This window comes from Rhodococcus sp. BP-241 (genome assembly GCF_019836145.1).
Classification (GTDB): domain Bacteria; phylum Actinomycetota; class Actinomycetes; order Mycobacteriales; family Mycobacteriaceae; genus Rhodococcoides.
In genome coordinates this window covers 1-20,565 of sequence record NZ_JABUEI010000007.1, presented here as the reverse complement: position 1 = coordinate 20,565, position 20,565 = coordinate 1, and the positions used below count along the sequence as shown (strand labels likewise).

The window sequence follows — 20,565 nt, the reverse complement described above, 5'->3', positions numbered from 1 at the left end:
CACCCCTGCCACGTCCGGCGGCGCGGCGTCGATACAGTGCTGGTCTATGACGAGTGTTCAGGATGCGTCCGCGCAGGAATCAGTGGCTCGAGAAGAGACGGGGGCTGCCGCACCCGACATCCACACCACTGCCGGAAAGCTGGCCGAGCTCGCCGCCCGCCAGGCCCAGGCCGAGAAGCCCATGGGCGAAGCAGCCGTGGAGAAAGTCCACGCCAAGGGCAAGCTCACCGCCCGCGAACGCATCACCGCACTCCTCGACGAAGGCTCGTTCGTCGAACTCGACGCCCTCGCCCGCCACCGCTCCGTCAACTTCGGCCTCGCCGACAACCGCCCCTTCGGCGACGGCGTCGTCACCGGCTACGGCACCGTCGACGGCCGCGACGTGTGCGTGTTCTCCCAGGACGCCACCGTCTTCGGCGGCAGCCTCGGCGAGATCTACGGCGAGAAGATCGTCAAGGTCATGGACCTCGCCCTCAAGACCGGACGCCCCCTCGTCGGCATCAACGAGGGCGCCGGCGCCCGCATCCAGGAAGGCGTCGTCTCCCTCGGCCTCTACGGCGAGATCTTCCACCGCAACGTCCGCATGTCCGGCGTCGTCCCCCAGATCTCCCTGATCATGGGACCCGCCGCCGGCGGACACGTCTACTCCCCCGCCCTCACCGACTTCGTCGTCATGGTCGACAAGACCTCCCAGATGTTCGTCACCGGACCCGACGTCATCAAGACCGTCACCGGCGAGAACGTCACCATGGAGGACCTCGGCGGCGCCCACACCCACATGGAGAAGTCCGGCGTCGCCCACTACGTCGCCTCCGGCGAGCAGGACGCCCTCGACTACGTCCGCGACCTCCTGGGCTACCTCCCCTCGAACAACCAGGCCACCGCGCCCCGCCTGGCCCCGTCGGACCCCATCGACGGGGCCATCGCCGACTCCCTCACCGCCGAGGATCTGGAACTCGACACCCTGATCCCGGACTCGCCGAACACCCCGTACGACATGCACGAGGTCATCCGCCGCATCCTCGACGACGACGAGTTTCTCGAGGTGCAGGAAGGGCGCGCCCGCAACATCATCGTCGGGTTCGGCCGCGTCGACGGGCGCAGCGTCGGCATCGTCGCCAACCAGCCCACCGCGTTCGCCGGCACCCTCGACATCGACGCCTCCGAGAAGGCCGCCCGGTTCGTGCGCACCTGCGACTGCTTCAACATCCCGATCATCACCCTCGTCGACGTCCCCGGCTTCCTGCCCGGCACCGATCAGGAGTTCAACGGCATCATCCGCCGCGGCGCGAAACTGCTCTACGCCTACGGCGAGGCCACCGTCGGCAAGATCACCGTCATCACCCGCAAGGCGTACGGCGGCGCGTACGACGTGATGGGGTCCAAGCACATGGGCGCCGATCTCAACCTCGCGTGGCCCACCGCGCAGATCGCCGTCATGGGCGCCTCCGGCGCCGTCGGCTTCGTCTACCGCAAACGTCTCCTCGAGGCCGCGAAGAACGGTGACGACGTCGACGCACTGCGCCTCGAGCTGCAGAACGAGTACGAGGACACCCTCGTCAACCCGTACGTCGCCGCCGAACGCGGCTACGTCGACGCGGTGATCCCCCCGAGCCACACCCGCGGACAGATCGTCACCGCACTGCGCCTGCTCGAACGCAAGATGGTCACCCTGCCTCCGAAGAAGCACGGCAACATCCCGCTCTAGACCTCACCAGAACGAGTGCTCGAGTGACCACCGGTCGAGCTCCGCGGACACCGTCTCGCGGAGTCGGCCGGTGTCTCCCGCGTACTCGGGGTGAATGCCGAACACGGTGACCGTCACCTTGTCGCCGTACTCCACCGCCCACGCGGCGATCGCCGGTCCCTGTCGACGCCGGGCGGCCGCGTCGCGGCCCTGCATGATCGCGCGGATCCCGAACGACTCCGCGACCTGATCACCGAGTTCGAGGGCGCTCTGCGGCGCGGCGCCCAGGTTCGACACCGTGGTGTCCGGCCCGGCGATGGACGTCATCATCCGCCCGAGCACCCGGTCCGGAAGCAACCTGGCCACCGCCTGCAGGTGGTCGGTGACCGCGTCGTCCGTGGTCGCGTACTTCGCGAACGCCGCCTTGCTCAGCGCGCGGATCTCGCCGAGCCCCACCTCGGGTCCGATCGGCCCGGGCACCCGGATCCACACGCCCCCGGACGCATTCGCTCTGTCGTCGCCGTCGGCGCGGTTGCTCACCGCGATGCAGATGCGCGTGCCGTCGGGACCCGTCGGGTGGCCGGACGCACGCAGAACCCCGCCCATGACGGCCGTGAAGAGGCTGTTCGGCGTACCACCGTGCTCCGCCGCGCGGGCGACCCACTCACGGCGATCGAGATCCACCACGGCGAGAGTGGTGTCGGACTCGGTCGGAGTGGGTTCGTCCGCGCGAGCCGCGACCGGCGCGGCGGTCGGTGCAGTCTCGTCGGATCGCGTGATCGCCGTCCGCAGCGCCGTCGCGCCGGCCGTCGCCGCCGCCTTCCCGATCACCGCGAGAGCCCGCGCCACCGCCGGAATCTGCGCCCCCGCGTCACGGAGATCGCCCCGCACGCCGGCCCACCCGGCGACGTCACGCCCGGTGGGCAGTGCCGAGCGCGTCGGCCCCCGACGAGCCGCATCGAGCGCCGCGTACACGGCCTGGCCATCGGCGATCATGTGCGAGACCAGCAGTGCCAGAACGGTTCTCCCGGTATCGGTGTGCGCGCACTCGAGCGTGAAACCGCGTCCGGCAGACGGGTCGAGATCGGCCGCACGGAGCCGCGCATCGACCCAGTCCCCCACCGCGTCATCCGCGATGGTGCCCGGTTCGGTGTACACCGTGGCGGGGCGCTCGGCCCGCACCCATCGGTCGTGGCCGAACGGCACGGAGGTGGGGACCACCCGGCGGTCGAACGATCCCGACGCGAGCCGGTCGGCGAGCGTCGCGACGGCGTCCGCACCCGGGTCGGCCGGGAAGATCCACAGGTACTGGATCGGCGCCGTCCATCCGAAGAGTCGCTCCGCCAACGCGTACGACTCGTCGGCACCCGCCACGCGGTCTGCCGGGCGGACCTGAGCAGTGGTCACGTCACCAGAACTCATGCGGCACATCCCATCCGGTGAGCTCCGCGGACAGGGCTGCCGTCAGCGCCTGCGCGGAACCCACGCGTGTCTCGTCGAACCCGGCCACGGCGAAGGTCGCCGCACCGTCCGTCTCCAGGTACCAGGACTGCACGCCCTCGCCGAAGCGTTGCGTGCCGGCGGGGTCGACGTGGTGCGCTGTTCCCCGGAAGGCGACGTCCGTGGCGGTACGGCCGCCGACCCGGCGGAGACCGTCGAAGGACCCTAGATTCGACGCGACCACGTCGGGCATACCGGACCCGCCGCCCGTCACCACGGACGTCACGACGGACAGCGGGAGTACCTGGAGCAGCGGTTGCAGATGAATCATCGCCGGCCGGCGTCCGGCGGACAGCGCCGCGAACGCGTCTCGGCACAGCGCGCGGACACCGCCCAGATCGGAGCCCGGAACCACGCGCTCGGCGAGTGAGATCGACACGCCCCCGGTGGCATTGCTGCGCTGATCGTCGTCACCCCGGCGCAGACTCATCGGGATGCCGACCTTCACGGGCAGCCCGTCGTCTGCGTAGCCGGTGGCGACGAGCGCACCGGCGAGTACCGCGACGAACAACGAGTTCCGTGTCCCGCCGTGACGCTGCGCGACGGCGTCCCACTCCGCCACCGGCACCGTGACCGTCGCCCAGGACGGACGAGCCAGCGGCGCACGGGTGTGTGCGGGGGTGCGCGGGGTGACGGAGGCCGGACGTGCGACGCCGGAGTCGGTCGAGCGGAGATCGGACACCACCGCGACGGCGGTCCGTGCCACGCCGGCCACGGCTCCGACCACCTGACGTGCTGCGTCGCCGACGTCCCCGACGAGTGCGGACGGCCCGGTCGGCGCGGCGCCGATGTCGTCGCGCACCCCGGCCGTGTCGGCGACGGCGGCCACAGCGGCCGCCGTCATCGCTCGGCCGTCCGCGACGAGGTGCAGGCAGGTGAGTGACATCGCCGATCCACCGGTGGTCGTCCGGGTGGACCGCAGCGCCCAGCAGCGACCCTCCTCGGCGTCGAGGTCGACGGTCTCGAGATCGCGCGTCGCCCAGTCGAGGACCTCGTCCGGTGTCACAGACTCGTCGTCGAGCCGAACGGCGGGATCCCGGTCGGACCGGACCCAGCCCGGGCGGGCGACGGGAATCGACGGTCGCACGATGCGTCGATGCAGTGCTCCGCGCGCGAGTCCCACCGCCATCGCCGTCACGTCGGCGTCCGGCACCGCGTCGTCGAAGCGCCACACGAGTTGCAGGACCACGTCCCACCCGAACGCCTCGGAGAGGAACCAGTAGGTGAAGTCCTGATCCTGAAGCCGCGCCGTCATGCGACCACCGCGTCCGTCGGTGCGGGGCGGGCCGACTCCACGAGGTCGGACGCGCGGCGGACCGCCTCCGCGGGACTCGTCATGGCGGCGGCCACGGCGGCTGCGCCCGCGGCCGCCTCGGGCGTCAGAGCGAGGCGCAACGCCTTCTCCAACGACTGCGCCGTGATGTCGGAGGCGGACATCGCGGCGCCGCACGACAGGGCGACGACCCGCCGACCCCAGAAGGGCTGATCGGACGACACCGAGCACACCACCGTCGGCCGTCCGGCCCGCAGTCCCGCCGCGGTGGTCCCCGCGCCGCCGTGGTGCACGACGGCGCGGCACCGGGGGAAGACCGCGGCGTGGTCGACGGCGCCGGTCACACGGACGTGATCACCGAGCGCGTCGGCGGAGTCGACGTCGTTCCAGCCGGCGCACAGCAGAACCCGTTCGCCCACGCGCGCCGCGGCATCCGCGACGGCGGCCAGGACGGCCGCCGGGTTCGTCACCGGCATGGATCCGAAGCCGACGTAGACGGGCGGGGGGCCGTCGTCGATCCACTCGTCCAGGGACGGGTCGGACCGCTGCGGATCCATCCGTGCCCGCAGCTCCGGGCACACCTCGAGGAAACCTGTGAGGGGACGCGTGCCGTCCCAGTCGACGGCGAGTTCGGGGCAGAACACCCGGTCGTAGGCCTGGATCTCGACGGTCCGGCGACGGGCCATGCGACCGGGAAGCGGTGACGACACCGTGGGGATGCCCAGGGAGCGGCGCAGCGTGTTCTCGCGCCGCCGGGTCGCCGTCCACAGGACATGGTCCAGCACGGTCCAGGCAAGTCCGACGACCGCAGCCGGCGCACCGTCGATGCCGGGCACCGGTGAGTACCGCGGGTTGGAGCGCACCGGCGCGTGATGCAGCGCGACGAGACCGATCCCGCGCGCCTCGGCGAGGGGCAGCGCGATCTGTTCGGTGGTGATGCCGGTGAGCAGCACGTCCGGCGCCGTGGTGTCGACGACGTCGCGCAGTTCCGTCACCATCTGGTCCCACCCGAAGTTCCACAGTGCGGCGAGCGCCCGCGCACGGTCGGCGACCGACCCGCGGGACAGGCCGTGACGGACCAGGTCCGAGTTCATGTGCTCGCGGGTGTCGTACCCGAACGGCACCGTCTCGAGTCCGACCCCGCGGGCCAGGTGCACGAGGTTGGGCGGAACTGCCATGACCACGTGGTGGCCCCGGCCCGCCAGATCCGAACCCAGGACGACGGCAGGTTGTACGTCGCCTCGCGTTCCGCTGACGGCCATGACGATGCGCACGACTCGATTCCCCCTCGGACATACCTGATGTGGAGTGCGCCGGAAATGGCGTCTCGTCCGCTTGTGTCACTTGTTCGTACCATTCGACGCACGGGACGGCATGTCGTGGTGCCGATCCGAGAACTGGACCACGGACAGACCTCGAGGTCGGGAACGCACGCTGGTCACAAGCAGTGCCGCAGTCGACTTGTCAAGGCTGACAGCAGAATACGCCGAACAAGGAGGTCGGGTCGGCGCAGCGGCGTGGGATGTCACGACGGGCCCGATCGCAACTCGGACAGCGAGACACTCGTCACCCTGGCGTGTCGGTGTGGCGTAGGACGTCACGATTGGCGGAGTCCCACCATGTCTGCAATGGTCGTTCCACGAACAGTTCGCGGAGGTCATCAGTTGCGGACGCTCGGCGCGCGGGGGTCGCGGAGCAACGCTCGAGGGGGTGAGACATGCAGGTCACGTTGGCATTTCAGGGAAGTAGAGGCGACGTGCAGCCCGGCGTCGTCCTGGCCACCGAGCTGGAACGACGTGGACACCGGGTGGTGCTCGCCGTTCCGCCGAACCTCGTCGCCTTCGCCGCGTCCGCCGGACTCGATGCTCGCCCGTGCGGTGTGGACACCGCGGAGCTGCTCACCTCGCCCCTCGTGACCCGAGACATGGCCTCGCGCAACCCGCGCCGCCGGCTGGCAGCCATCACGGCCGTCACCGTCGCGGGAGGTCGCGCCGCGCGAGCCGCGCTGACCGACCTGGCCGCCGGCAGCGATGTCCTCGTGGGGTCGTCCGTCGGTCAGGAGAGCGCGTACGACGTGGCTGAGGTGCACTCGATCCCCTACGCACCCCTGCACTTCTGCCCGGTTCGCAGCAACGGCGTCGCCTCCGTCGTCCCGGTACCGTCGGCCCTCCCGGGGTTCGTGCACCGCGCGGCGTGGTGGGCGCTCGACACCACACTGTGGCGCGCCTCCCGTGGTGCGCACACCACCCTCCGAGCAGAACTCGGACTTCCGCCCATGACATCCAGTGTCGCTGGGGCGCTGGCGCGTTCCGGCGTCACCGAGATCCAGGCGTACGACGCGGCGCTGTTCCCCGGGCTCACGGAGGAATGGGGCCCGGCGCGACCTCTCACCGGTTTCCTGCATCCCGACGCCCGCACTCGCGCCGCGGTGCAGCGAGCTGCCCCGGTCGCCGACGGTCTCGATTCCTGGCTCCGCGCGGGCACACCACCGGTGTACATCGGGTTCGGCAGCATGACGGTCCCCGGCGGCGCGGCTCTTCTCGACGAACTCGTCGCTGCCGTTCGGCGTGCCGGGAGACGCGTTCTGCTCGTCGGCGGCTGGGACGACCGGCTGCTGCGCGAGAACGCCCCCGGTTCCAGCGAGTTCGGGCACGATGTCCTCTCGGTGTCGGCCGTCGACCACACCGCGGTGCTCCCGCAGTGCGAGGCCGTCGTCCACCACGGCGGCGCCGGGTCCACCGCCGCCGGTCTGCGCGCCGGTCGACCCACCCTCGTGTGTCACGTCGGTGCCGATCAACCCCTGTGGGGACGACGCGTCGTCGCCTCGCGAGTCGGCGCGAGCGTCGCCGCACGATCGGCGTCCTCCGCCTCGCTCGATGCCGCTCTGGCCCGGGTGCTCCACCCACGGACACGTTCTGCTGCAGAGCGTCTCTCGAATTCCCTCGTCTCGCCCACCGATGCGGTCCGGCGGTGCGCCGACCTCGTCGAGGCGGCAGCGCAGCGCCGCACGGCCCCGCTGCACCCGACCGCCTCGCGAACGGAGACCTCCCGATGAACCGACTGTCCCTGTCCGTCGTCGTCCCGGCATTCGACGAGGAGGAGTGCATCGGCGCGTGCCTGGACCTGCTGTGCACCCAGCTCGACTGCATCACCGAGATCATCGTCGTGGACAACAACTCCGCGGACGGCACCCGTGACATCGTGCGACGACATGCCACGGACCACCCCGAGATCCGCGTGGTGACCGAGAAGCAGCAGGGTCTCGTCTTCGCCCGGAACGCTGGTATGGATGCGGCGTCCGGGGATCTCGTCGCCCGGATCGATGCCGACACCCGCGTGCCCGATGACTGGGCGGCAACGATTCTCGACTTCTTCGCCGCCGACGTCGACCAGCACTGGGCCGCCGCGTGCGGACGCGGTGAGGCGTACGAGCTGCCCTACGGCGACGCGGCCGCCCGCATCAAGGCGCGGTGGTCACCGCTCGCCCGGCGGTCGCCGTCCACGCCGGAGGTCCGCGACGTTCCGGTACTGTACGGCTCCAACATGATCCTGCGCCGCGAGACGTGGAAGCTGATCCGCGAGGACGTCTCGCTGCGCCGCGACGTCTTCGAGGACGTCGACATGGGGCTCTGCGTCCAGGAGTCGGGCGGGTGCAACGCCTTTCTGCCCTCCCTCACCGTGGGAGTGTCGCCGCGCCGAATGGAATCGGGAATGCGGTCCTTCGTCCGCTACATGGCGTGCCTCCCCCGAACCCTGCGACTGCATCGACGCCACGCGCTCGCGGCGGCAGCGCTCGTGCTGTACGTGCCGGGGGTGTCCGCGCTCCACGCCTGCCGACTCGTGATGATCCGCGCCTACGACAGCGACAGCGGATCCTTCTCCGCGCGACATCTCCTGCGCCCCCGCACCGATCGCGGAATGCCCTGAGCGCACCGCTCCACTTCCCGACCCTGCGATCTCGACTCGAACGGACGTGAGACCGAAGATGGAATTCACCGAGCTCGCCGATCACCCGCTCCCCCGGGGCGTGGTGACCGAGTGGATCCCCACCGTCACCGCGACCGACCGCTGGTATCGGGACGACCGACCACTGGCCTACACGCACGAGGAACATTGCCGTCACAGCCTCGCCAAGGCTGCCACGGGATCCTCGGACGAGATCGGCGCCGCCTGGATCGGGGCGGTGTTCGAGATCCACGACCGGTACGACGCCGAGGCGCTGCGTCGTGCTCTGCGCGCGTGGACCTCTCGCCACGAGACCTTCCGCTCGACGGTCACGACGGACGGCGTCGACGCCGACGGCGGCGCCCGTCTCGCCCGCTCCACCGTCCCGGAGGATGCGGTGGACGTGGTTCCGCGTGTACTCGGGCGTCGGCGCACGGGATCCGACGTGCACGCCGACGTCTCGGACTTCTTCGCCCGCACCCTGTCGCCGTTCCGGTGGCCGCACTGCGTGGTCGCCACGGTCGAGGACATCGCCCCGAGTTCGTCGACCGAGGAGGACGACGAGACTGACCGGTTCCTGCTCGTCTTCGGAGCCGACCACTCCGTCATGGACGCGTACTCGATGCTGTTGGCCGTCAGCGAACTCCGCCGGCTGTACGAGTTCGAGATCCACGCGCGCGATCCACGGCTGGCGGCGATCGGCAGTCATCTCGACTTCAGCGTCGTCGACCGGGAGAACGGTGACTGCCTGACCCCCGACCACGAGGTGGTCCGCACCTGGTCGTCCTTCCTCTCCGACGGCAGCTTCCCCCCGTTCCCCCTCCCGGTCGGCGCCGACGACGAGCACGGTCCCGAGCGGCAGAGCAGTCTCTCCCGGTACCTGTTGAGTGCGGCGGACACCGACGCGCTCGCCGCACACACCCGCGCGCGGGGTGCGTCCATGACCGCGGCCGTGGTCGGTGCGCTGGCACTGACCTCCCGCGACCTCGCGGGTGAACGCCGACTGCGTGTGACCATGCCCATGCACACGCGCTTCGAGCCCCAGTACGCCGAATCGGTCGGCTGGTACGTGGGAGTGGTGCCGGTCGACGTCCACGTCGACCCCGCCTCGGACGTGGACGACGCCGTGCGCCGCGCCGCCGCCGGCCTGGACGCCGTCAAGGGCTATGCACGCCAGCCGTACTCCCGTGTCGCGCGGCTGCTGAACGTGGACTCGGTGCCGCAGTTCGTGGTGTCCTACCTCGATCTGCGTCACACCCCCGATGCCGAGTCGTGGCCGCTGTGGAACACGCGCACACTCCGCAGTGCCACCGCCTCCCGCGACGAGGTCTACTTCTGGATTCTCCGCACGCCGCTCGGCCTCAGCATCGCGGCCCGGTTCCCCGGCCACGAGGAGGCGGTCCGCAACGTGCACGCCTACCTCGCCCGATTCCAGGAGGTGTTGCGCGAGTCCGCCGGCGCCGTCGTCGAGAGCGGGGCGGACAGGACGGTGCACGCATGATCATCACGGCGATGCGCAACTGGCAACCCGCACCCGGCGAACTGCTCGAGTGGCATCCGGTCGACGACGCACGGCCGCTCGTCGAGTCCGCACCGGTCGATCCCACCCCGCCGTCGTTCCTGCAGGAGAACCATGTTCGCGGTGTGCGCGCGGTGGCGGACCGGGGAGGCACGCACACCGCGTACCTCGGCTCCGCGACCGAGGTCGCCGGAGATCTCGACGTCGCCGCGTTGACCCTCGCCTTCGAGCAGTTCCTCCTGCGCCACGAGGGACTGCAGACGTGGTTCGAGACGGACGGCGGCGCGGTCGTGCGGCGCCGCGTTCCCCCGGCGGCCGCGCGCCTGCGGGCCGTCTCCGCGGGCGAGTGCTCGGCGCCCGACCAGTTCCTCGACTACGTGCGCGATCGGCTCTCGCGGGACGCCACACCCCTGAGTTGGCCCGCCGTGGCGTTCGGGGCGGTGGCGCGACCGGGGGGATTCACGCTCTACTACGGAGCGGACCACGCGTTCTCCGACGGCGCCTCGCAGGTCCTGGTCCTGGCGGAGCTGATCGATCTCTATCGCGCGGCGCAGTCGAACCGTGCACCCACCGACATCTCGGCGTGGACCGGGAGCTTCCTCGAGCACGTCGCGATCGAGAACGAGAAGGCCGAGGCCGTCGACGCCGACTCCCCCGAGCTGGCCGAGTGGATCGACGTCGTGCGAGCCCACGGCGGCGCGATGCCGTCCTTCCCGCTCGACCTCGGACTCGCACCGGGTGAGACCGCTCCCGTCGAACCGATCGAGATGGACCTGCTGGGCGCGGACGACACCGCGGCCTTCGACGCCGCGTGCCGGGAGGCGGGTGGGAAGTTCGTCACGGGCCTGTTCGCCGCGGTCGCGATCACCGATCACGAGCTCGCGGGCCGCGACGACTACGCCGGCATCACCGTGCTCGGTACCCGCCACCTCGGGGACTTCGCCCTGTCCCAGGGCTGGTTCTGCAACTTCGCGCCCGTGACGTTCCCCGTGGCGGGCGTCGGCGACTTCCGCACCCTCGTCGGTCGAGCGAGCGAGGCCTACGCCCGCACGAAGGCCACCGCGGCAGCGCCGATCGGGAAGGTGCTGCAGCTGCTCTTCGAGTCCGGCGTCGGCGGCGCCGGACTGGCATCGAGCCCGCACCTGTTGTCCTACATCGATTTCCGCTGGTTCCCCGGCCACGGCTCCGAGGCCGACGACGACGCGATCCTGTTCACCGGCGAGGGCCGCACCGCGAACGCGTCGATGTGGTTCAACCGGGACGATCGCCACTTCTATCTCGGGTCGCAGACTCCCGCGACGCCCGAGGCTCAGCGGCAGGTGGCGCGATACCACCAGCACCTGCGGGAGGTCCTGCAGACGGTCGCGCGGGACGGGAACCGCGTCGTCGGTGGTGGCGCGTGCACGTGATCGGAGTGGACGCCTGGGCCCCGCGCCCCGGCGTCGTCCTGCAGTGGCTCGTGCGTTCCGACGCCGAACCCGTCCCGTCGACGGTCCCGCCGTCGTTCAACCAGAGTGCGCACCTCGCCGACGTCGACGACGGCAGCACGTGGCTCGCAGCATCGTTCGACGTCCCGGGGCCGCTGGACACCGATGCCCTGGAGCGTTCTCTCGAGCGGTTGGTCGCACGCCACGGTTCGCTCCGGACCGGGTTCGTGCGGTCCGACGCCGGTCCGTCACGCGTGAACCATCCGCAGGGTGCGCTCACCCTCCGACGACGACCGGACATCGCGGTCCCGTCCGTCCCGGAGGCGCACCGCGTCGTGCGCGCCGCGCTCGACGCCGCGTGCGCTCCCTTCTCCGCACCGGCCTACACCTTCCTCGCCATCGATCGTCCGGACGTCTCCACGGTGGTGTGCGGGTTCGATCACGCGCACGTCGACGCCTATTCGCTGGCGGTCGTCATCGACGACGTCCGTCGGGGCTATCTCGGCGAGCCGGAGACCGCGCCGGATCCGGGTGACTTCGTCGACTACTGCGCAGCCGAGTCCGCGGGCACGCCGATCGACCTCGAGGACGACCGGCTCCGCACGTGGGTCGACTTCCTGCACGCGGGCGCCGGCGCTCCGCCGCAGTTCCCTCTCGATCTCGGAGTCCCGCACGGGCGCACGGACCGCTGTGCGGTCCGCGTCGACACCCTGCTCACCGCACGGGAGGCCGACGCGGCCGAGACCGGGTGCCGGGCCGACGGGGCCAGCCTCTACGCCGGTGTGCTCGCGGCCATGGCGCACGCGGTACGCGACCTCGGTGGTGGCGCCACGGTTCCACTGCTGTTCCCGCTGCACACCCGTCGATCCGCGGCGTGGCGGTCGTCCGTCGGCTGGTTCGTCACCAACGCGCCGCTCGAGGTCGTCACCGAGAGCGACCTGAGGGCCACGATCCGCTCGGCCGGTTCGGCGGTGCGACGCGCGGTCGCGCTGGGCGAGGTGCCCATCGCCCGCGTGGTCGAGGCCGCGGGCGGACTCCGGCGCCCGCGCAAGGACGTCTTCATGGTGTCTTACGTCGACTACCGGTCGGCCCCCGGACACGACCTGCTGCGCAGCATCGACGCCCACCACATCTCCAACGTCACCGTCTCCGACGACGCGCAGTTCTGGATCTCCCGCACCGCGGACGGTCTCGCACTGCGGAGCCGGTTCCCCGACAACCCGACCGCCCGCACCACGATCGAGGCCTTCGTGGCCGCCGTCACGGACCACCTCGCACTCGTCGCCCAGCCGTGCGAGGCCGCCCTACGGTTCGCGGTGGACACCCGGACCGCGGCCGACGCGCCGGTCACCGTCCCCTAGAGTTCGGGGAACACCTGAACCTGGAGGAGACGCTTCGTGACATCAGCCGACGACCGGACCGAGTCCGGTACGGACGAGACCGCTCCCTCGGCGCCCTTCCTGCGCGTCGAGTCGGGCAACCCGACCGACGAGGAGATCGCCGCCCTCGTGGCCGTCCTGTCCGCCGCCACGGCCGACGCCGGGCCGACCGAGATCCCCGTGCTCGATCACTGGGGTCGCCCGTCCACCATGCACCGCGCGGGCACGGCCTTCTCGCCCTACTCGTTCACCACCGGGGTCACCGGACCGCGGTGACGGTCCGGTTCGTACTCGCGTCGCGCTCGCCCGCCCGCCTGGCCGTGTTGCGGGCAGCCGGGGTGGATCCGATCGTCCGGGTCTCGGACGTCGACGAGGACGCGGTCGCCGCAGCACTGCCCTCCGACTCCCCGCACGAGGTGGTGGTCACCGAGCTGGCCGCGGCCAAGGCGGCCGTGATCGCAGAGTCTCTCGCCCACGATCCGGAGCTGTCGACCGGCACCGTCGTCGTCGTGGGCTGCGACTCCATGCTGTCGATCGGCGGCGACCTCGTGGGCAAACCACGAGACGTCGCCGTCGCTCGCGAACGCTGGGCGGCGATGGCCGGTGCGAGCGGTGACCTGCTCACCGGTCACTGCGTCCTACGGCTCGACGACGGCCGGGTCACCGCACGCGGCGCGGCCCACTGCGGGGCCACGGTGCACTTCTCCTCGCCGACCGAGCGGGACCTCGAGGCCTACCTTCGCTCGGGCGAGCCACTCGCCGTCGCGGGCGCGTTCACCCTCGACGGTCTCGGTGGCTGGTTCGTCGACGGCATCGAGGGTGACCCGTCGTCCGTCATCGGTATCGGGCTGCCGCTGGTACGCCGGTTGCTCGCCGAGGTGGGTGTCGGCATCGCCGATCTGTGGGAGAGCGCCGCGGCGCATCGTGACGGGATCGACGACACCAGCGTCTGACGCCGTCCCGACGCGCGCCCTAGGATCGTGTGGTCACGCACAATCAGTTCGACCCCCCGTCTGACAACCTCAGGAGACGCACGTGTCCGTCGCGCCAGATCCCCACCCCGCCTTCGCGTCGTTCGCGCACCCCGAACGACTCGTCACGACGCAGTGGCTCTCCGCCAACATCGGCACACCCGGACTCAAGGTCGTCGAGTCCGACGAGGACGTGCTCCTCTACGACGTCGGCCACATCCCCGGCGCGGTCAAGATCGACTGGCATCTCGACCTGAACGACCCCGTCACGCGCGACTACGTCGACGGCGAGAAGTTCGCCGACCTGATGAACCGCAAGGGCATCTCGCGCGACGACACCGTCGTCATCTACGGCGACAAGAGCAACTGGTGGGCCGCGTACGCGCTGTGGGTCTTCACCCTGTTCGGCCACGAGGACGTGCGCCTGCTGGACGGTGGACGCGACGCCTGGCTCGCCGAGAATCGCGACACCACACTCGACGTCCCCGACATCTCCGGGGCGGACTACCCCGTCGTCGAGCGCGACGACGCCGCCATCCGTGCGTTCAAGGACGACGTCCTCGCACACCTCGGATCCGGCCCGCTGGTCGATGTGCGGTCCCCCGCCGAGTACACCGGCGAGCGCACCCACATGCCCGACTACCCCGACGAGGGCGCGCTGCGCGGTGGACACATCCCGACAGCGCTGAGCATCCCGTGGGCGAAGGCCGCGGCACCCGACGGCCGGTTCAAGTCCCGCACCGAGCTCGACGAGGTCTACGGGGACGTGTCCGCCGACGCCGACGTCATCGCGTACTGCCGCATCGGCGAGCGGTCGTCGCACACGTGGTTCGTGCTGACGCATCTGCTCGGCTACGAGAACGTCCGGAACTACGACGGTTCCTGGACCGAGTGGGGCAACGCCGTGCGCACACCGATCGCGCGCGGCGAGGAGCCCGGAGCCCTGCAGTGAGCGGAACACTGCCCGCGCCGCTGGCCGAGATCGTCGACGACTTCGCGGCCGTCGAGGGCCAGGACAAGATCACGATGCTGCTCGAGTTCAGCAAGGAGCTGCCGGCCTTGCCCGCAGGTCTCGAGCAGGCCGCGATGGAGCCCGTCCCGGAGTGCCAGTCACCGCTGTTCCTGTCGGTGGACTCGTCCGACCGGTCTGCGGTGCGCCTGTACTTCAGCGCCCCGCCGGAGGCACCGACCACGCGCGGCTTCGCGTCGATCCTGGCGCAGGGGCTCGACGGTCTTGCCGCCGACGACATCCTCGACGTCCCGGACGACTTCTACACCGAGCTGGGACTCGCGGCGGCCGTGAGTCCGCTACGGCTGCGCGGGATGTCGGCGATGCTCAGCCGCGTCAAACAGCACCTGCGTTCCTGACTCGCCGCTTTGTTCGGACAATGTCGCTCTCAGCGGTAGACTGAGGTACCGAGAGCGGCGTCCGTACGGGGCGCCGCGCCGGTGTGGAAGGACAGCCGAATCGTGGAGTTCACCGAACTGGTCGACTACCCGATTCCGGCAGGCACCCTCACCGAATGGATCCCGAGTGTCGGTCCGCACGCATCGACGCCGGAGGACGCGGGGTGGCTGCCCGACGATCGGCCCACCTCCTACGTGCACGAGGCGCACCTGCGTCGCACCCTGGCCCGGCCGTCCGCCGGTCGCGAGTCGTGGCTCGGCACCGCGTTCGACATCGCGGGCCCGCTCGACACCGCCGCGTTCCGGCGCGCGGTGCTGGCGTGGATCGACCGGCACGAGGGTATGCGGTCCAACGCCACCGTCGACCCCGACACGGGCGTGCTCTCACGCGTGACGGCTCCGGTCGGTGCCACCGACATCTGGGTCATCCAGCAGGACGCGTGCACGCAGGCCGGCGAGGTGTACGAGCATCTTCAGCACCTGTTCGACGAGTACACGTCGCCGCTGGTGTGGCCGTCGTACGCGTTCGTCACTCTCGAACCCACCGGACACTCCGGCAGCGACGCAGTGCCGGACCACTTCACCGTGTTCTTCGCGGCCGATCACTCGATCATCGACGGGCTGTCCATCGTGCTCATCGCGCACGAACTCACCCGCCTCTACGAGCAGGAGACCACCGGCGCCCCGGCAGGGCTCTTCCCCACCGGCAGTTACCTCGATTTCGGCGAACTCGAGCGCACCCTCTGCAGCGGGGTCGACCGGACGCACGACGCCGCCGTGGAGTGGGCGAACTTCCTCGCCGAGGACGGGGGACGATTCCCGTCCTTCCCGCTCGACATCGGACCCGTCCCGGAGGTGCCGATCCCGCAGGCCGGACTGTCCGCGTGGGTCCTCTCGCCCGAGGAGGCGGACGCGTTCACCGTGGCGTGCCGCCGCGCCGGTCCGGGCTTCTCCGCCGGCCTCATGGCCTCGATGGGCGCTGCGGCGGCTGCCGTGTCCGGTGCGGGGCGTTTCCGTACGGTCACCCCGATGCACACCCGTCACGACCCGTCGTGGGCCGCGTCCCTCGGCTGGTTCGTCGGCGTGGCTCCCCTCGCGTTCGACGTCGCGGACGGCGAGTCGTTCGGGGACGTCGTCGTGCGCGCCGGAGCCGAGATCGCACGCACCCGTCCGATCTCGCGTGTCCCCCTCGATCTCGTCGCCGAGGCGATCGACCTGCACGACACCCCGCGTTTCGTCGTCTCCTTCATGGACGTGCGCTTCGCACCCGACGCGCGGACGTGGCCCGATGTCAACGCGCGCGCACTGCGGAGCAGGAAGTACGACCACGACGTCTACCTGTGGGTGCATCGCACTCCGCAGGGCGTCAACATCTCGGCCCGGTTCCCCAGCAGCGAGGTCGCCACCGCTGCCGTCCACCGGTTCGTGGCAGAACTGCGGACCGTGCTCAGCGACGTCGTGACCACCGGGACACACCTCGTGCGGGCCCGGAGTGACCTCACCCCTACACTCCGAAACTAGGATGACCAACCGATGGCGCGGGCGAAGGCCCGTGCTCGTCCGCCGGAGCGACACCACGCGACGGCCCACCCGACCTCACAGGAGGCTTCGTGCCCAGCCACGCCACTGCCCGCATCAGCAAGGTTCTCGTCGCGAACCGCGGTGAGATAGCGGTACGTGTGATCCGCGCAGCGGCCGACGCCGGCTACACCTCCGTCGCGGTCTACGCCGAACCCGACGCCGACGCGCCCTTCGTCCGCCTCGCCGACGAAGCCTTCGCCCTCGGCGGTCAGACCTCCGCCGAGTCCTACCTCGCGATCGACAAGATCATCGACGCCGCCGCCAAGTCCGGCGCCGACGCGATCCACCCCGGCTACGGCTTCCTCTCCGAGAACGCCGACTTCGCCCAGGCCGTCCTCGACGCCGGCCTGATCTGGATCGGACCGTCCCCGCAGTCCATCCGCGACCTCGGCGACAAGGTCACCGCCCGCCACATCGCCACCCGCGCGAAGGCCCCCTCCGTGCCCGGCACGTCCGAACCAGTCAAGGACGCCGACGAGATCCTCGCCTTCGCCGACGAGCACGGCCTCCCCATCGCCATCAAGGCCGCCTTCGGCGGCGGCGGACGCGGCATGAAGGTCGCCCGCACCCGCGAGGAGATCCCCGAGCTCTTCGACTCCGCCACCCGCGAAGCCGTCTCCGCCTTCGGCCGCGGCGAGTGCTTCGTCGAGCGCTACCTCGACAAGCCCCGCCACGTCGAAGCGCAGGTCATCGCCGACCAACACGGCAACGTCGTCGTCGCCGGCACCCGCGACTGCTCCCTGCAGCGCCGCTTCCAGAAGCTCGTCGAGGAAGCTCCCGCACCGTTCCTCACCGACGACCAGCGCGCCGAGATCCACGCCTCCGCCAAGGCCATCTGCAAGGAAGCCGGCTACTACGGCGCCGGCACCGTCGAGTACCTCGTCGGACAGGACGGACTCGTCTCCTTCCTCGAGGTCAACACCCGCCTGCAGGTCGAACACCCCGTCACCGAGGAGACCTCCGGCATCGACCTGGTGCTGCAGCAGTTCCGCATCGCCAACGGCGACGAACTCTCCATCACCGAGGACCCCACCCCGCGCGGACACTCCTTCGAGTTCCGCATCAACGGCGAGGACGCCGGCCGCGGCTTCCTCCCCGCCCCCGGACCGGTCACCACCTTCGTCGCCCCCGAGGGCCCCGGCGTGCGCGTCGACTCCGGTGTCGAGTCCGGCTCCGTCATCGGCGGCCAGTTCGACTCCATGCTCGCCAAGCTCATCGTCACCGGCGCCACCCGCGAGGAAGCCCTCGCTCGCTCGCGCCGCGCCCTCGCAGAATTCAAGGTCGAAGGCCTCGCCACCGTCATCCCGTTCCACCGCGCCGTCGTCTCCGACCCGGCCTTCATCGGCGACGGTCAGTCCTTCGACGTCCACACCCGGTGGATCGAGACCGAGTGGGACAACACCGTCGAACCGTTCACCGCCGGCGCCCCCATCGAGGACGACGAGAACGGACCCCGACAGAACGTCGTCGTCGAGGTCGGCGGCCGCCGTGTCGAGGTGTCCCTGCCCGGCCAGTTCTCGCTCGGCGGCAATGCTGCTGCCGGTGGCAACGTCATTCGTCGCAAGCCCAAGGCGCGCACCCGTGGCGGCGCCGGCAGCGCAGCCGCGTCCGGTGACGCCGTCACCGCACCCATGCAGGGCACCGTCGTCAAGGTCGCCGTCACCGAGGGCCAGGAAGTCGTCGCCGGCGACCTCATCGCCGTCCTCGAGGCCATGAAGATGGAAAACCCCGTCACCGCCCACAAGGACGGCGTCGTCACCGGACTCGCCGTGGAGCCCGGCTCCGCCATCACCCAGGGAACTGTTCTCGCAGAACTGAAGTGAGCCGGCCGGACGCCCGCCCCCGTTACGCTCCTCTCATGGCCGACGACAGTCCGCACGTGAGAACCGATCGACGAGGGCGGGCGTTCCTGTCTCCCGGCTCGTACGGGCGCGCGTCGTGACAGACGTCCGGGCCGCTCTCTTCGACGTGTTCGGCACCGTCGTCGACTGGCGTGGGGGTATCGCCGACGAGGTGCGGCGCTGGCTGGACGAGTACGCCCCCGAACGCGACGACATCGATCCGGGCGACTTCGCGGACCGGTGGCGTGCGAGGTACCAGCCCTCGATGCAACCGATCCGGACCGGTGAGCGCCCCTTCACCAAACTCGACGTGCTGCACCGCGAGAGTCTCGTGGAACTGCTGGCGGAGTACGTGCTCCCCACCGAGGCGGTCGACGATCTGACTCTGGCGTGGCACCGGTTGCCGCCGTGGCCGGACTCGGTCGCCGGTATCGCAGCCGTCCGCGAGTCCGTCATCGTGGCACCCCTGTCCAACGGCAACGTGTCGTTGCTCCTCGACATGGCCAAGCGTGCCGGCATCCCCTGGGACGCGGTCCTCGGCGCGGAGGTGGTGCAGGCCTACAAGCCGACTCCCGAGTCGTATCTGCGGACGGCAGAGTTGCTCGATCTCGCTCCCGGCCAGTGCCTGATGGTCGCGACACACAACGATGATCTCGCCGCCGCCCGTGGGTGCGGACTACAGACCGCCTTCGTGCGCCGCCCACACGAGCACGGACCGCAGCAGACCGAGTCCGAACCCACCGACGACTGGGAGTTCGTCGTCGACGACCTCGAGGAACTGGGCAGGCTTCTCCGGTCCGGTCAGGCGAGCAGTCGTTCGTAGACGCCGACCTCGGACCCGAGTTCCCAGGCGCCGATGCCCTCGAAGGACGACAGCACGCGCTCGTGATTCCAGTCCTCGTCGACGTGGATCTCGTGCGGATTGCCCTCGATCTCGTGCTGCGGGTAGTGGACGATCGGGATCGACAGGTACGCCGCCCGCGTCGCGGCCGCACAGCACTTGGCCCACAGCGCCACCGCGTCGGCCTCGGTCATGTGCTCCGCCACGTCGCCGATGATCACCACGTCCGCCGTCGGCAGGTCCACCGTGCGCGCGTCACCGAGGATGATCTCGTCGTAGTACTCGTGGAGGCGGTAGGTCTCCACGTACGGCTCCCAGATCTCGACACCGGTGATGCGGGAGAGCTGCGGTCCTGCAAGCAGTTTCGCGTAGGTCCCCACCCCCGGTCCGATGTCGAGCACGGAGACGGGTCGCTCGGACCCCAGGGCGTGGACACGGTCGCGGGTCCAGGACTTACCTTCGGACGAACTCATCGGCATGACTGTCCTGTGCCCAGCCGGGCCTCGGCGTAATCGTCAGGGGCTCGGGCGGTCGTGATCGCGACCCGTCGCGAGGTCCCCGCACTCGACGGTGATCACGTCGGGGTTGCCGCGGAGGAAGGTGCGGGCGCCCTGATCCCCCGTCGCCGCCTCCGCGACCTCCACCCACCACCGGCGCGCGAGCACCACGGGGTGACCGGGAGTGTCATCGAAGGTGGCCCGCGCGATTCCAGTGCTCGCGGCATGGTCGAGAACCCGCCCCACCACCTCGGCGCCGATGTCGGGGGTGTCCACCAGGTGCAGCACCGCGAGGTCGGCGTCGGTCGTCTCACATGCCTGCAGGCCCACCCGCACCGAGCTGCCCATGCCGGTGCGCCACTCGTCGTTCACCACGGCCTGCGCGCCGGGAGGCATCTCCGGCGCCGCGGCACCCACGACGACCAGGACCTCGTCGCACCCGCCCTCGCGCAGCGCCCGCACCGCCAGGTCCAACCAGAGCCCGTCGTGCGCCAGGATCTTGGGGGCGCCGTACCGGGTGCCCGCACCCGCCGCGAGCACCACGCCGACCGTCGTCATGCGACCACCCTGCACGGGCTGCGTCCCCGGCGCCAGTGCGCGCCGAGCACCTCCCGGGCGCCACGACCCACTTTTCGCACCCACCGCGCGGGAACCCGGCGGCACCGTCGAGTCGCGGTGCGAGCGCAGCGTCGTGATC

18 protein-coding genes are annotated in these 20,565 nt (G+C 70.7%); 13 read left to right on the top strand and 5 right to left on the bottom strand.

Translation table 11 applies throughout. The annotated features are described in order from the left end of the window. Window positions 1-46 precede the first annotated feature (46 nt). Window positions 47-1,708, top strand: coding sequence for an acyl-CoA carboxylase subunit beta (locus tag HQ308_RS15040; protein ID WP_261776163.1), 1,662 nt, complete (start codon window positions 47-49; stop codon window positions 1,706-1,708). A gap of 3 nt (window positions 1,709-1,711) precedes the next feature. On the opposite strand, the gene HQ308_RS15035 is transcribed toward HQ308_RS15040, so the two are convergent. Genes HQ308_RS15035 through HQ308_RS15025 form a run of 3 tightly spaced genes read right to left on the bottom strand, consistent with a single transcriptional unit; the run spans window position 1,712 to window position 5,734 of the window. Next, entirely contained in the window at window positions 1,712-3,109 is a 1,398-nt protein-coding gene (locus HQ308_RS15035) for a hypothetical protein (RefSeq protein WP_222647008.1), read from the bottom strand. Continuing rightward, window positions 3,096-4,442 (bottom strand): hypothetical protein, encoded by a 1,347-nt coding sequence (locus HQ308_RS15030; RefSeq protein ID WP_222647006.1) that lies wholly within the window; start codon window positions 4,440-4,442, stop codon window positions 3,096-3,098. Before HQ308_RS15030 ends, HQ308_RS15035 begins: the two co-directional genes overlap by 14 nt. Next, window positions 4,439-5,734 (bottom strand): glycosyltransferase, encoded by a 1,296-nt coding sequence (locus HQ308_RS15025; protein WP_222647005.1) that lies wholly within the window; start codon window positions 5,732-5,734, stop codon window positions 4,439-4,441. The genes HQ308_RS15030 and HQ308_RS15025 overlap by 4 nt, the downstream gene beginning before the upstream one ends. 443 nt (window positions 5,735-6,177) lie before the next feature. On the opposite strand from HQ308_RS15025, the gene HQ308_RS15020 reads away from it, so the two are divergent. The 12 genes from HQ308_RS15020 to HQ308_RS14965 all read left to right on the top strand — a co-directional run bounded on the left by HQ308_RS15020 (window position 6,178) and on the right by HQ308_RS14965 (window position 19,353). Then, on the top strand, window positions 6,178-7,515 hold the full coding sequence (locus tag HQ308_RS15020; protein ID WP_222647004.1) for a glycosyltransferase: 1,338 nt from the start codon (window positions 6,178-6,180) through the stop codon (window positions 7,513-7,515). Beyond that, window positions 7,512-8,387 (top strand): glycosyltransferase family 2 protein, encoded by an 876-nt coding sequence (locus tag HQ308_RS15015; protein WP_222647002.1) that lies wholly within the window; start codon window positions 7,512-7,514, stop codon window positions 8,385-8,387. The genes HQ308_RS15020 and HQ308_RS15015 overlap by 4 nt, the downstream gene beginning before the upstream one ends. A 58-nt stretch (window positions 8,388-8,445) precedes the next feature. Further along, window positions 8,446-9,906 (top strand): condensation domain-containing protein, encoded by a 1,461-nt coding sequence (locus HQ308_RS15010; protein ID WP_222647000.1) that lies wholly within the window; start codon window positions 8,446-8,448, stop codon window positions 9,904-9,906. After that, window positions 9,903-11,333: a condensation domain-containing protein gene (locus HQ308_RS15005; protein WP_222646998.1), complete on the top strand. Its 1,431-nt coding sequence runs from the start codon at window positions 9,903-9,905 to the stop codon at window positions 11,331-11,333. Before HQ308_RS15010 ends, HQ308_RS15005 begins: the two co-directional genes overlap by 4 nt. Further along, window positions 11,324-12,712, top strand: a complete 1,389-nt coding sequence (locus tag HQ308_RS15000) for a condensation domain-containing protein (RefSeq protein ID WP_222646996.1) — start codon at window positions 11,324-11,326, stop codon at window positions 12,710-12,712. Before HQ308_RS15005 ends, HQ308_RS15000 begins: the two co-directional genes overlap by 10 nt. A 36-nt stretch (window positions 12,713-12,748) precedes the next feature. Next, window positions 12,749-13,006 (top strand): acyl-CoA carboxylase subunit epsilon, encoded by a 258-nt coding sequence (locus tag HQ308_RS14995; RefSeq protein ID WP_027506905.1) that lies wholly within the window; start codon window positions 12,749-12,751, stop codon window positions 13,004-13,006. Next, the gene (locus HQ308_RS14990; RefSeq protein WP_222646990.1) at window positions 13,003-13,683 is read left to right on the top strand and encodes a nucleoside triphosphate pyrophosphatase; all 681 of its coding nucleotides are present in this window, start codon (window positions 13,003-13,005) and stop codon (window positions 13,681-13,683) included. Before HQ308_RS14995 ends, HQ308_RS14990 begins: the two co-directional genes overlap by 4 nt. Window positions 13,684-13,765: 82 nt before the next feature. Continuing rightward, window positions 13,766-14,653 (top strand): sulfurtransferase, encoded by an 888-nt coding sequence (locus HQ308_RS14985; protein WP_027506907.1) that lies wholly within the window; start codon window positions 13,766-13,768, stop codon window positions 14,651-14,653. Further along, window positions 14,650-15,069, top strand: a complete 420-nt coding sequence (locus HQ308_RS14980; RefSeq protein ID WP_222646989.1) for a SufE family protein — start codon at window positions 14,650-14,652, stop codon at window positions 15,067-15,069. Before HQ308_RS14985 ends, HQ308_RS14980 begins: the two co-directional genes overlap by 4 nt. A gap of 102 nt (window positions 15,070-15,171) precedes the next feature. Beyond that, complete coding sequence (locus tag HQ308_RS14975; RefSeq protein WP_222646988.1) at window positions 15,172-16,629, top strand: condensation domain-containing protein; 1,458 nt, start codon at window positions 15,172-15,174, stop codon at window positions 16,627-16,629. A gap of 89 nt (window positions 16,630-16,718) precedes the next feature. Continuing rightward, complete coding sequence (locus HQ308_RS14970; RefSeq protein ID WP_222646987.1) at window positions 16,719-18,512, top strand: acetyl/propionyl/methylcrotonyl-CoA carboxylase subunit alpha; 1,794 nt, start codon at window positions 16,719-16,721, stop codon at window positions 18,510-18,512. Window positions 18,513-18,627: 115 nt separating this feature from the next. Next, window positions 18,628-19,353, top strand: coding sequence for a haloacid dehalogenase type II (locus HQ308_RS14965; RefSeq protein WP_222646986.1), 726 nt, complete (start codon window positions 18,628-18,630; stop codon window positions 19,351-19,353). Here HQ308_RS14965 and HQ308_RS14960 read toward each other — a convergent pair. Together HQ308_RS14960 and HQ308_RS14955 are read right to left on the bottom strand one after the other, a co-directional pair. Then, on the bottom strand, window positions 19,332-19,844 hold the full coding sequence (locus HQ308_RS14960; RefSeq protein WP_222646985.1) for a bifunctional 2-polyprenyl-6-hydroxyphenol methylase/3-demethylubiquinol 3-O-methyltransferase UbiG: 513 nt from the start codon (window positions 19,842-19,844) through the stop codon (window positions 19,332-19,334). The two genes, HQ308_RS14965 and HQ308_RS14960, sit on opposite strands and share 22 nt — an antisense overlap. Window positions 19,845-19,886: 42 nt before the next feature. After that, window positions 19,887-20,565, bottom strand: a 679-nt coding sequence (locus tag HQ308_RS14955) for a nucleotidyltransferase family protein (RefSeq protein ID WP_308115788.1), incomplete at its 5' end; no start/stop codon positions are given.

Coding starts and splice junctions, on each gene's coding strand:
- HQ308_RS15040 (WP_261776163.1), top strand. CDS start 47: ATGACGAGTGTTCAGGATGCGTCCGCGCAGGAATCAGTGGCTCGAGAA.
- HQ308_RS15035 (WP_222647008.1), bottom strand. CDS start 3,109: ATGAGTTCTGGTGACGTGACCACTGCTCAGGTCCGCCCGGCAGACCGC.
- HQ308_RS15030 (WP_222647006.1), bottom strand. CDS start 4,442: ATGACGGCGCGGCTTCAGGATCAGGACTTCACCTACTGGTTCCTCTCC.
- HQ308_RS15020 (WP_222647004.1), top strand. CDS start 6,178: ATGCAGGTCACGTTGGCATTTCAGGGAAGTAGAGGCGACGTGCAGCCC.
- HQ308_RS15015 (WP_222647002.1), top strand. CDS start 7,512: ATGAACCGACTGTCCCTGTCCGTCGTCGTCCCGGCATTCGACGAGGAG.
- HQ308_RS15010 (WP_222647000.1), top strand. CDS start 8,446: ATGGAATTCACCGAGCTCGCCGATCACCCGCTCCCCCGGGGCGTGGTG.
- HQ308_RS15005 (WP_222646998.1), top strand. CDS start 9,903: ATGATCATCACGGCGATGCGCAACTGGCAACCCGCACCCGGCGAACTG.
- HQ308_RS14960 (WP_222646985.1), bottom strand. CDS start 19,844: ATGAGTTCGTCCGAAGGTAAGTCCTGGACCCGCGACCGTGTCCACGCC.